Annotated in this window: 10 protein-coding genes and 1 riboswitch; of the genes, 6 read left to right on the forward strand and 4 right to left on the reverse strand. The window is 63.6% G+C overall.

The window, feature by feature from the left end; translation table 11 throughout:
* Nucleotides 1–20 precede the first annotated feature (20 nt).
* The 3 genes from BMW90_RS21890 to BMW90_RS21900 form a co-directional block, all read right to left on the reverse strand.
* Complete coding sequence (locus BMW90_RS21890; protein WP_074839262.1) at nucleotides 21–1,049, reverse strand: LacI family DNA-binding transcriptional regulator; 1,029 nt, start codon at nucleotides 1,047–1,049, stop codon at nucleotides 21–23.
* Between the two features lie 119 nt (nucleotides 1,050–1,168).
* On the reverse strand, nucleotides 1,169–2,614 hold the full coding sequence (gene xylB, locus BMW90_RS21895; RefSeq protein WP_074839331.1) for a xylulokinase: 1,446 nt from the start codon (nucleotides 2,612–2,614) through the stop codon (nucleotides 1,169–1,171).
* Between the two features lie 584 nt (nucleotides 2,615–3,198).
* Nucleotides 3,199–4,341: an alpha-hydroxy acid oxidase gene (locus BMW90_RS21900; protein ID WP_074839266.1), complete on the reverse strand. Its 1,143-nt coding sequence runs from the start codon at nucleotides 4,339–4,341 to the stop codon at nucleotides 3,199–3,201.
* 217 nt (nucleotides 4,342–4,558) lie between these two features.
* Here BMW90_RS21900 and BMW90_RS21905 point away from each other — a divergent pair, with 217 nt between their 5' ends.
* From BMW90_RS21905 to thiD, 6 genes are all read left to right on the forward strand, one after another.
* The gene (locus BMW90_RS21905) at nucleotides 4,559–5,689 is read left to right on the forward strand and encodes a sugar ABC transporter substrate-binding protein (protein ID WP_083416151.1); all 1,131 of its coding nucleotides are present in this window, start codon (nucleotides 4,559–4,561) and stop codon (nucleotides 5,687–5,689) included.
* 68 nt (nucleotides 5,690–5,757) lie between these two features.
* Nucleotides 5,758–7,293 carry a sugar ABC transporter ATP-binding protein gene (locus BMW90_RS21910; RefSeq protein ID WP_211568996.1) on the forward strand — a complete coding sequence of 512 codons (1,536 nt, stop codon included), beginning with the start codon at nucleotides 5,758–5,760 and terminating at the stop codon, nucleotides 7,291–7,293.
* The gene (locus BMW90_RS21915; protein WP_083416152.1) at nucleotides 7,290–8,294 is read left to right on the forward strand and encodes an ABC transporter permease; all 1,005 of its coding nucleotides are present in this window, start codon (nucleotides 7,290–7,292) and stop codon (nucleotides 8,292–8,294) included. Before BMW90_RS21910 ends, BMW90_RS21915 begins: the two co-directional genes overlap by 4 nt.
* 2 nt (nucleotides 8,295–8,296) lie before the next feature.
* Nucleotides 8,297–9,067, forward strand: coding sequence for an SDR family NAD(P)-dependent oxidoreductase (locus tag BMW90_RS21920; RefSeq protein WP_074839271.1), 771 nt, complete (start codon nucleotides 8,297–8,299; stop codon nucleotides 9,065–9,067).
* A 13-nt stretch (nucleotides 9,068–9,080) separates the two neighbouring features.
* Nucleotides 9,081–9,803 (forward strand): FadR/GntR family transcriptional regulator, encoded by a 723-nt coding sequence (locus tag BMW90_RS21925; protein ID WP_048534332.1) that lies wholly within the window; start codon nucleotides 9,081–9,083, stop codon nucleotides 9,801–9,803.
* A gap of 46 nt (nucleotides 9,804–9,849) precedes the next feature.
* Nucleotides 9,850–9,942, forward strand: a riboswitch (TPP riboswitch).
* A gap of 59 nt (nucleotides 9,943–10,001) precedes the next feature.
* The gene (thiD, locus tag BMW90_RS21930) at nucleotides 10,002–10,817 is read left to right on the forward strand and encodes a bifunctional hydroxymethylpyrimidine kinase/phosphomethylpyrimidine kinase (RefSeq protein WP_074839274.1); all 816 of its coding nucleotides are present in this window, start codon (nucleotides 10,002–10,004) and stop codon (nucleotides 10,815–10,817) included.
* 35 nt (nucleotides 10,818–10,852) lie between these two features.
* Here thiD and BMW90_RS21935 read toward each other — a convergent pair whose 3' ends face one another.
* Nucleotides 10,853–11,608, reverse strand: a complete 756-nt coding sequence (locus tag BMW90_RS21935; RefSeq protein ID WP_074839276.1) for a sulfite exporter TauE/SafE family protein — start codon at nucleotides 11,606–11,608, stop codon at nucleotides 10,853–10,855.
* Between the last annotated feature and the right edge of the window lie 12 nt (nucleotides 11,609–11,620).

Consider the following 11,620-nt stretch of genomic DNA (forward strand, 5'->3'; position numbering starts at 1 on the left):
CTTTCGCTGCCAAACACGCGTCAGGGCAGGTTGTCGCGGAGGAAGATCTCGGTGTGGATGAGGCCGGTGCGCGGATCTGTCGGCACCGCCTCGATCAGGTTGCGCATGATGACGAGCGCGCTCGTCACCTCTTTGTGTATATCTTGCTGCAAAACGGCGTCGAACACCCCGTCTTGCAACGCCGTCCGCGATTGCTCGGTCAGCTCATGCACGACCACGCGGGGCCGGTCAGCAGCGTCGATCCTGTCCAGCGCCTTTCGCAAGCCGCGATTGCCGCCGCCGAGGCTATAGACACCGACAACATCGGGGTATGCTTGAAGCACGTCAGTCAAAAGCCTGTCAACGCGCGCCGCCTCATCGCCGCCCTCGACGGGCGCCAGCACCTCAAGGGTCGGGAAATCCGCATGCATGACCTGCTCGAAGCCGAGCCTGCGCTCGACATGGTCACGTACCAACATCGAACCGGCGACGATGGCAATACGCCCGGGGCGCGCCTGGCAGAACCGGCCCAGAAGCCCGGCGGCGGTGCGCCCCGCTGCGACGTTGTCGATCCCCACAAAATGCCCGCGCGCCGAGGCCGAAAGGTCGGACACCAGCGTGACGACCTGTATCCCGGCAGCGCGCAACTCCAGGACCGCCTGCCGGACCTCTGCCGATTCAGTGGCAACCATCACCACCCCGTCGACCTTGGCTTCTCGGGCGCGCCGCAAGGCCGCAGCCAGACCGCGGCCATCAAAGGGCGGCACCAGCGAGACGCTGATCTCGGTGCGGTCACGCAGGGCGACCTGCGCATGCGTCTCCAGTTCGGCCGCCAAATTGCGCATGAAACTGTTGGGGCCGTCCGGGATCACGAAATGAATAGCGTAGTTCCGCTTGCGCGACAGGTTGGCGGCCATGATATCGCGCTCATAACCGAGCTGCTTCATCGCCGTGCGCACCCGCTCCTCGGTCGCCGCGCGCACGCCCGTCCGCCCGTTTAGAACCCGGTCGACGGTGGAAAGACTCACATTGGCGACACGCGCCACGTCATGCACGGTCGGTCGCGACATATGACAGCTCCCTTGGTTTGCTTCGACATCCGGATAGACCAGCGCCGACAGATCGACAAATTTCGAGGGGCCCGGGGAACGCGACGCGGCATTGCGTCCCCGCGCGCGCCCCGCACACCTTAGCCGCGGCTCAGCGCCTTGAGCGCAGCGTAGCTCTCCTTGTAGCGGCCGTGCGCCTCCGAGAAGGCTGTGGCCAAGTCGCGCTCGGGCTCCACCACCCGCGAAATCGCAGGCGGCGTCGCGATCTCGGCCCCCTGCCCGCTTGCCGCCATCAGCCCAAGCCGCGCCGCGCCGAACGCGCCGCCGAAATCGCCCGCCACCGGCAGTTCGACCGGCAGGTCGAGCGCCGTCGCGATGGCCTTCAGCCAGTACTCCGAGCGCGTGCCGCCGCCGACGCCGATCAACCGGTCAAACCGTGTACCGGTCGAGGCCAGCGCGTCGCGGCTGTCGCGGATCGCGAAGCTCACGCCCTCCAGCACCGCGCGCACCAGCGCCGGACGGTCGGTGTCATGCCCCATATGCAGGAAGGACGCGCGGACATGCGCGTCGTTGTGCGGCGTCCGCTCGCCCCCGAGATAGGGCAGGAACAGCGTGCGTGACGGCGCGCGAAGCTCCCCCAGATCCGCGGTCAGCGCGGCGGCCGGGCTGCCGAGCACGCCGGAGAACCAGTTCATTGCGTCAGCTGCGGCGAGGATAACCCCCATCTGGTGCCAACGGTCCGGCAGCGCGTGGCAAAAGCTGTGGACGGCGCTCTCCGCGTTCGGGTTAAATCCTTGTGTCGCGGCAAAGAGCACGCCGGACGTTCCCAGCGACACGAAAGCCGTGCCCGTCTCCACAACGCCCATGCCAACCGCCGAGGCCGCGTTGTCACCGCCCCCGCCCGCGACGACGACATCTTCAGCGAGCCCCCAGCGCGCGGCGATCTCCGGCCGCAGCCTGCCGGAGATCTCAGAACCTTCGACCAGCCTCGGCATCTGCGCGCGATCAAGCCCCGTCGCGCCGAGCAGCGGGTCGGACCAATCGCGCGCGGCGACGTCCAGCCAGCCGGTCCCGGCCGCATCCGACATCTCCGAGACATGCTCCCCGGTCAACCAGAGCCGCAGGTAGTCCTTGGGGAGCAGCACCTTGGCGATCTTCTCGAAGACATGCGGCTCGTGGCGGCGCACCCAGTCGAGCTTGGGCGCGGTGAAGCCCGGAAAGACGATGTTGCCGGTGATCTCGCGAAACTGCGGATCGGCATCGAACGCCGCGGCCTCGGCATGGCTGCGCGTATCATTCCACAGCATGCAGGGGCGCAGCACCTTGTCGGAGGCATCAAGCAGCGTCGCGCCATGCATCTGCCCCGAAAGGCCAATGCCCCGTACGGCGCCGGGGTCGATCCTGTCCAGAAGCGCGGCGATTGCCGTTTCGGTGGCGGCGATCCAATCCGCCGGATTCTGTTCAGACCAGCCGTCATGCGGCCGGTCGACCGACAACTCCGCGCTGGCTTCCGCCAGGATCGACTGGTCGTCATCGATCGCCAAGGCCTTGATGCCCGATGTTCCGAGGTCCAACCCGATCACTATCATTCTGTCCTGCCCCTGTCTTTTGCCCTGACTTTGCCGCGCGATGCCCATAGCCAGGAGTGAACCCAGATTTTGACATACGTACCTCAGAAAATTCTGCGAGAAAAGCAAATTGAGAACGACGGCGCAAAGGACGGCGGGGGAAGGCATCGCCAGCCTGTTGGCCCACGGCCTTTCGCCAAAGTGGCCGGGATGGAGATCACACCCACGATGCCGCGCCTGCAAAGGCTACCGCTGCCCTCCCTGGATCGTCGCCAATGCCGTCTTTTCCTTCGGCCGCTTCGCTGAGGGCACAGCGGAGGTCGAGGCGCTGCCTAAGCGCCTGAAACGACCACCTGATTATCGCCGAGCTGGTAACTTCCAGCCAAAGGCAAACGAGCTGGCAATGCCTTCCGGGCCGTTTCGAAGCGGCAGAATGAAACCGGCACGGTGACTGAGAGCGGCGGCGTGACGATTATGACCACGCCGCGAACAAGGTGGAAATTGCCGGGGCAGAGCCCGCCCGGGCAACGATTACGGGGGCTCCGGTTAGCCGGATGCCCCATCACCGGCTGATCCGGCATTCCCAATCATTGGCCTCAAAGCTAAGCCACGGCGAGGATATTGTGCCGTCCGATTTCCTCGATACGGTTGACGCCACATAGACCCATTGTCGTTTCCAGCTCATGCTTGATGAGGTCCAGCGCCTTGACCACGCCGGCCTGTTTTGCGGCGCCCAGCCCGTAGAGCATCGATCGGCCCATCATCACGCCGGACGCACCATAAGCCAGCCCCTTGAACACGTCCTGCCCGCTCGTGAAGCCTCCATCGATCAGGATTTCCGTCCGCGCCTTGGCGGCCTCGACCACCGAGGGTAGCGCGTGGATCGTCGACGCGGCACCATCCAGTTGGCGCCCCCCGTGATTGGAAACGACGATCGCGTCACACCCGGTTTGACAGGCCAGTTCCGTATCCTCCGGGTCGATGATGCCTTTGAGGATCAGCTTTCCCTTCCAGCGATCGCGGAAATATTTGACGTCATCCCAGTTCAACGTCGGATCGAATTGGCTGTCCGTCCATTTCGCCAGGGTTTTGCTGCTGCCGACATCCGCGACATGGCCATGAATATTGCCGAACTGCACCTGTCGGTGGCGCATCATGTCCCAGCACCATTGCGGCTTGGTCGCGAGGTTCAGAAGGTTGCGAAGCGTCGGCGCGGGCGGGGATGACAGCCCGTTGTGGATGTCCTTGTTGCGCTGCCCCACCATCTGCAAATCCAGCGTCAAGACTATGGTGTCGATCCCCACCGCTTCGCAGCGCTGCAACAGGCGTTCGATAAAATCCCGGTCGCGGATGACGTAAAGCTGGAACCAGAACGGCGACGTCGCATGTTGCGCCACCTCTTCGAGCGAGGCGATGGAAACCGTCGACAGGCAATAGGGTACGCCGAATTCCTCACAGGCGCGCATGGCATGTACTTCGCCGTTCGGCCAGAACATTCCAGTCAGCCCCGTCGGCGCCATCGCAACCGGCATCCGCACATCCTGACCGACCATCCGGCCCTTTGCAGTCCGGGTCGAGACGTCCCTGGCAACGCGCTGCCGTAATTTGATGTCGGCCAGATCCCCGGCATTCGCGCGATAGGTGCTTTCCGTCCACGACCCGCCGTCGACGTAGTCATAGAACATTTTCGGCACCCTGCGGCGCGCGGCGCGCCGGAGGTCTTCATTGCAAGCAAAACGGGGCATGGCTTTCCTGTTCGGTTGTCAGCCTGAGGTGCGCTGGCGGCGCGGAACAGAACACACATGAGGCGGGCCGTTCTGATCGTCGGCAAGCGACAAAGGTGGAAAGCGCCAGATCTTCAGGACTTGTTGACGGGTTATCAGTTGTCTGATAACCCTACCACAGGGGCGACGACATTCAAGCTCGAATCTCGACGCTTCGAACCTGAAACGGGAGGACAGAATGACTTGGAATGTATTGACGCGCGCCCTGCGGGGCAGCGCGGTGCTGCTTTGCACCTTGGGGGCACAAGCCGCGGCCGAAACCGCGGTTGAAACGGCGGCAAGCACCTTTTCGACGGACCTTTGCGAGCCGATTGACAAGGCCGCGGTGGCCGACATCCCCGGCGCTGTATCGGGGTTCACCGGCTACGCTTCGGCTCCCGGCATGTGGCTGACAGAGCCCGAGGCCAGCGCCCTGACCGGCAAGCGCATTGCCATGAGCGTCATGAGCCTCGGCCATCCCTATTTCCAGGCCATCGCGAACCACTGGGAAACGCTGGCGGAAAAATACGACTTTGAGCTGCGGGTGTTTGACGGCCGGTTTGATGCCGGAACGGTTCAGCGCATGGTGGACGACATCATCTCATATGCGCCAGACGGCGTGGCTTTTGCGCCGCTCGACAGCGCGGCGTCGGTGCCACAGGTCAAGCGCATGCTGGATGCCGGGTTGAAGGTCGTGACCTATAATGTGCAGCCGGCGGAAATGGTTGCGCCCCGCGTTTTCGCCAATGATTTCGACGGCCCGCGTATCGTCGGCTGCAACCTCGCCCGGTACTTCCAGGCCAAGTTTCCCGAACGCGACCCGGTAATCGGCATCGTCGACCAACCCGAGCTGCTTCAGGTTCAGGATCGTAAGAACGGGTTTCTCTATGGCTTTCTTTCCCTGATGCCCGAGGCGCGTGTGGCCCAGGCCGTCAACGGCGGCGGGGTGATCGACAAGGCCAATGCCGCCGCATCGGACCTGTTGCAGGCCCATCCCGACATCAACGTGATCTTCGGCATCAACAACGACAGCTCGTTGGGCACCGTGGCCGCCTTGAAAGCGGTCGGCAAATATTCCGACGAATGGGGCGCGCTTGCCTCGGTCGACGGGTCCGAGCCGATCATGGGCGAGCTTGGCAATCCGGTGTCCCCGCTCAAGGCCGAAAGCGGATATGGCCCCTACGACTTTTCCCTGGCCGCCTTCAACCTGCTGGCCGCGACGATCGAGGGCGAGGCGGATGAGACCACGCAGGTCGTGGTCGGCTATCCGCCCATCATTCCGACCGAGGACGGGATCGAAAGCTGGTTGGCTCAGCAATACCCCCGCTAAGTTATCCAAAGGGGCGGTGTCATTGCGCCGCCCCGCCTTTCAGACATTTGAATGCAGGAGCATTGCCCGTGCAACATTCGGAGCCGGTTGATCCCGGCCTTTCACCATTGCTGAGAGCCACTGGTCTGGGCAAATCCTTTCCCGGGGTACAGGCATTGAGTGGCGTGAATTTCGACCTTTTCGCAGGTGAAGTACACTGCCTTATCGGCGAAAACGGCGCCGGGAAATCCACGCTGGTCAAAATCCTCGCTGGCGTCCAAGAGGCCGATGCCGGGACATTCGAGGTCAATGGCAAGGCGATGTCCTTTGCCAATCCGCAGGACTCCCAGGCCGCCGGAGTGGCCTGCATCTTTCAGGAACTGGCGGTTGTCGATGGCCTTTCGGTTTCGGAAAACATCCTCTTGGGGGATGAACCGGGGCGATTTGGGTTTTTCGACAGCAAGGCGGCGGATGTCCTGGCGCAGGACCTGCTGGACAGCATCGGGTTTTCAGAGCTGCGCGCAGATCAGCCGGCCCGTGATCTTTCGGCGGCCCAGCGGCAAGCGGTGATGATTGCCAAGGCGCTGCGGCAGAACGCGCGCGTGATCATCATGGATGAACCGACCTCCCCCCTGGAAGAAGCCGAAGTCAGGAAGCTCTTCAAGGTCATCGACCGCCTGCGCGCGGCGGGCAAGGGGATCATCTATGTGTCCCACAAGATGCGGGAAATCGACGAGCTTGGCGACCGCATCACCGTGTTCAAGGACGGCCACAGGGTCGGGACCGTCACGCGTGGCGCGGCGACGCCCGAGGACCTGGTCAGGATGATGGTGGGCCGCAAGCTCGACACGCTTTTCCCCGCGCGTGACAGCCAGCCCGGCGCTCCGACCCTGGAAGTGCGCGGCCTGTCCAATCCGCATATCCGCAATATCGATCTGACGGTTCGCCGGAACGAGATACTCGGCATTGCCGGGCTGGTCGGCTCGGGCCGCACGGAAATGCTGCGGGCGATCTTTGGCGCGGACCGGGTCAGCAGCGGCACGGTCACGGTCGAAAACGCGCCAGTGCCGCTCAATTCCATCCCCGCCGCAATCGAGGCCGGGATTGCCATGGTGCCGGAGGAACGCCGCAGTGCCGGGATCGTGCCGGTTCTCTCGGTGGCGGACAATACCGCGATCATCTGGGATCAATATGTCAATCGCAGGGCCCACGACGGCCCGAGGTCGGACGCGATCCAGAAGATCATCGAGATGCTGGGCGTCCGCACGGCTTCGGTCACACAATCCATTTCCGCGTTGAGCGGCGGCAACCAGCAAAAGGTCGTCGTCGGCAAATGGCTTCTCAGCCAGACGCGGGTTCTTTTGCTGGATGAACCCACACGCGGCGTCGATGTCGGCGCGAAAAAGGAAATCTACCAGATCATTCACGACCTCGCCGAGCAAGGGCTCGCGGTTGTCTTTGTCTCGTCAGAGCTGCCCGAACTGCTTGGGCTGGCAGATCGCATTGTCGTCATGAACGGCGGCGAAATCGTCGGCGGGCTTTCCGGTGATGCAACCGAAGAACAGGTCATCGAACTGTCAATGCTTCATGCTGCGACCCCCATTCTGACAGGAGAACATCCATGAGCGATGTCGCAACGCCCCATTCCACCGCTGGAATGGGCCAGAAATTCCTATCGAACCGCAATATGGTGCTGACCGCCGCGACGCTGGCCGTGCTCGTCTTGATGTGCGGTGTCTTTGCCACCCTGACCGACCGGTTTCTGACGGTGTCGAATTTTCAGAACGTGATGCGCAATGCGGCGCCTGTCATCATCGCAAGCTGCGGCATGACAACGGTGATGATCGCCCGTGGGCTCGATCTGTCAGTCGGAAGCGTGTTGGCGGCCTCTTCGGTCATCGCCGGTTCCCTCGCCGTGGCGGGCGTGCCCCTGTATCTCGCATTCCTGCTGGCGGTTCTGTTCGGTGCGGCGGTCGGTGCCGTAAACGGCGTGATCATCGCCGGGCTTGCCGTCAGCCCGATCATCGTGACGCTCGGCATGCTCAATATTGCCCGCGGCGCGGCGTATCTGATCAGCCCCAGTGCCATCCTCGTCGGCCTGCCATCCGGTTGGAGCTTTCTGGGAACTGCCAAGGTCCTGGGATTGCCCATGCCGATCGTCATCGCGGGCATCGTCGTGGCGGTGTTCTATGTGATGACAAGTTACACGACCTTCGGCAAGCGGATCTATGCCATCGGCGGCAACGAAGAGGCCGCGCGCCTGTCCGGGATCAACATCAAACGGACCCTGCTTTGGCTCTATGTCATGTGCGGCATGACCGCCGCGCTCGCCGGTGTCGTGTTGTCCTCGCGCGTGGGGTCCGGGGATCCCAATATCGGTGTGGGATTTGAACTTCAGGTGATTGCCGCGATCATCATTGGCGGCACCAGCCTGTCGGGTGGCGAGGGTCGTATCCTTGGCACGGTCATCGGCGCTCTGATCATCGGTGTGCTGGCAAACGGGCTGAACCTTGCGGGTGTCGAACCCTTCTGGCAGTTTGTGGCTCAGGGCCTCGTCCTTATCGTTGCCATCATCGTCGACCGTTTGGTGCAGGATGGCGTCCTCAAGATGAGAAAGGGCGCGTGATCATGGCCCGATCAGTCGAAAAATACGCCGTTGTCACCGGAACCGCCGGGATAGGTCTGGGCGTGGCCCGGAGGCTTGTCCGGGATGGCTTTGCGGTCACGCTTTGCGGCGTCGACGCTCAGGACAATTCAGCCGCCACGGAGGCCCTGCCCGAGGCAGCTGTTGTCGAACTCGACGTTTCGGATGATCGGGCCGTTGCGCAGTTTGCCGCATCATTGATCGCGCGTATCCCCAAGCTGGACGCCCTGATCAATTGTGCCGGAATTCAACCCTACGGCACGATCGAAACAACCACCCCCGCAGATTGGCAAAGGGTGATCGGTGTGAATCTTGGCGGGTATTTCAACATGGCGCACTTCCTGTACCCGCTGCTGAAAAAGGCCGGCGCCGCGTCGGTAGTCAATTTTGCCTCGGTACAGGGGCACAGGTGTCAGAACAACGTGCTGGGCTACGCGACCAGCAAAGGCGCGATACATGCCTTCACGCGCGCCCTTGCGGTGGATGCTGCGCGTGATGGCATCCGGGTCAACTCCGTTTCCCCCGGCTCAGTTCGGACCCCCCTGCTGGAATTCGCCGCGCGCGAACTGACACCCGCCGATGGCGACCCGGAGGCAACCATGCAGGGCTTTGGTGACGCCCATCCCGTGGGGCGCGTCGGCACCACGCAAGAAATCGCCGCCTTGGTCTCTTACCTGACCGGCCCGGAAAGCGCGTTTCACACCGGGGCCGATTTCGTTATTGATGGGGGGCTTAACATCAAGTTGGGCGTTTAGTCAGGACAGGCGAATGACAGAGGACCCGGGAACCACAAAGATGCCGTTGCGCGCCTCCCGCGCCGATTTGCCGACCATGCTGGCGGATGCCCTGCGTGAACAAATCCTGTCGGGCGAACTCGCTGCCGGGGACAAGCTTCCGACCGAACGCGCCTTTTGCGAACGCTACGATGTCAGCCGCGCCGTGGTGCGTGAAGCGGTGTCGCGCCTGCGCCACGAGGGGTTGCTGTCCTCGCGGCAGGGTGTCGGCGTTTTTGTCAGCGCGCCCGACAAGAACCGGTTCCTGTCCATCACAGAGGAACAAATGTCCCAGCCCGAGGATTTCCGGCATCTGTACCAGGTGCGAAATATCCTCGAGAGCCAGACCGCGCGACTGGCGGCGCAGTTTCGCAGCGAGCAGGATCTGGCCAAGCTGCGCGCCCTGATCGACGACATGGAAAGCGAAACGGCCAGCCCGGAAAGCTATATCGAAGCGGATTTCGGCTTTCACCGGGCGCTTGCCGCAGCCAGCCAAAACCCGTTTCTGGTGTTGTTCATCTCGTACATCGATCAAACCCTCAAGAACAGCATCGCCCTGGCCATAGACAAACAGATCTTTGAAGAGACGACGAAAATCGCAGCGCAAGAGCATCAGGTCATTCTGGACTGCGTCGAGGCGCAAGATGAACAGGGCGCATGTGACGCGATGACCCGCCACCTTGTCGGGTCATCGGAACGCCTGGGGCTGGCAAGCTGAAGCCCCATCACACTTGACCTCACCATGCGTCGATGCGATGCCGCTATAACTGCGACAGGGGCGCCCGGAAACGGGCTGAGATGTACCCTTGGAACCTGACCCGGATAATGCCGGCGGAGGAAGGCGCGCAAACCCCCGGGGTGCAGGTTCCGGCTTTTGCAATCCTCTCTTCTGCCGGTGCAGATGAGGAGCGCTTTGATGATCCCCAACATTCTCTCGATTGCCGGATCCGACAGTTCCGGCGGCGCTGGCATTCAGGCCGATATCAAGGCGATCTCGGCCAATGGCGGCTATGCGATGACCGCCATCACCGCGCTGACCGCGCAGAACACGCGGGGGGTCTCGTCGGTGCATCTCTGTCCGCCCGACATGCTGTTGGCGCAGATCGCGGCGCTGCGCGCGGATGTGCGCATCGACGCGGTCAAGATCGGCATGCTGGGCGACGTGGCGCTGACCCGGGCCGTGGCCGGCGCGCTCGAGGGGCTGGTCTGCCCGATCGTGCTCGACCCGGTGATGGTGGCCAAGGGCGGCGACAGGCTTCTGGCCGAGCCAGCGGTCATGGCCCTGCGCGAGACGCTGCTGCCACGGGCGGCGCTGGTCACGCCAAATCTGCCGGAGGCGGCCGACCTGCTGGGCCAGGCCGAAGCCCAAAGCCGCGAGGACATGCACGCCCAGGCCCGGGCCCTGCTGGCGCTCGGGTCGGGGGCGGTGCTGCTCAAGGGCGGGCACCTGGCCGGCGAGATCTGTCCTGACCTGCTGGTCACCTCGGCGGCTGACATCTGGCTCGAGGCGCCGCGCATCGCCACCGGCAACACCCATGGCACCGGCTGCACCCTGTCCTCCGCCATTGCCACGCGGCTGGGCCGGGGCCACCCGCTCGAACATGCGGTGCCCGGTGCCAAGGCCTATATCACCGGTGCCATCGGCGGCGCCGACAGGCTCGATGTGGGCGAAGGGCACGGCCCGGTGCATCATTTCCACGCCGTCGAGGCGCAGATCGCCGCAGGCCCGTAAAGACGCCGGGCAAGCCAGTGCGCCGCCGCAAGGCCTTACAACAGCGCGTCGGTCGAGAGCTTGATCGTCAATGCCGCCAACATCAGCAGGATCAGCCGATCAAAGCTCCGGGCCGAGATCGACTTGGCCAGCCAGCCACCGATCCGCATGCCGAGAAACAGCGGCACCAGCGCGGTGACACCGATCAACAGGATCGTCGGGGTCATCACGCCGGCAGCCAGCAACAGCGGCACCTGCACCGCGGTGGTGGCGGCAAAGAACAGCGAGATCGTCGGAATGAAGACCCGTCGCGACAGTTGCATCGCATTGAGAAAGCTCACCGAGACCGGCGCCGAGATCCCGGCAGCACCTTGCAGCACCCCACCGAGCGCGCCCATGGGCGCCGCCAGCCGGTTGGCCCGTGCGGAAGAAAGGGCGAAGGCCGGGCTCAGCAACCGGAGGCCGATATAGGCCAGCACCGCCCCTGACAGGATGAGTTTGAGCGTGTCGGAGCTCAGCCAGACCAGCATGAGCGTGCCAAGGCCCACGCCGACCGCCCCGGCGCCGGCAAAGATCCAGGGAAATCGCCCCGGAAGTCGCGCCTGGCCGAACGCCCGGAGCTGCCAGACATTGGTGGTGAAATTCGGCAGGACCATCAGCGCCACCGCCAGCTTCACGTCAAAGAACGAGGCCATCACCGGCACCGCGATCACCGGCGCGCCCAAGCCGAGCGCGCCCTTGAGCATGCCACCGGCCAGAAGGGCCAAGGCAATCGCGGCCAGCGAGGCCGGATCGGTAAGCGCTGAAACCATGGCAAGTTCCGT

It is taken from the genome of Marinovum algicola (assembly GCF_900109145.1).
Lineage (GTDB): Bacteria > Pseudomonadota > Alphaproteobacteria > Rhodobacterales > Rhodobacteraceae > Marinovum > Marinovum algicola.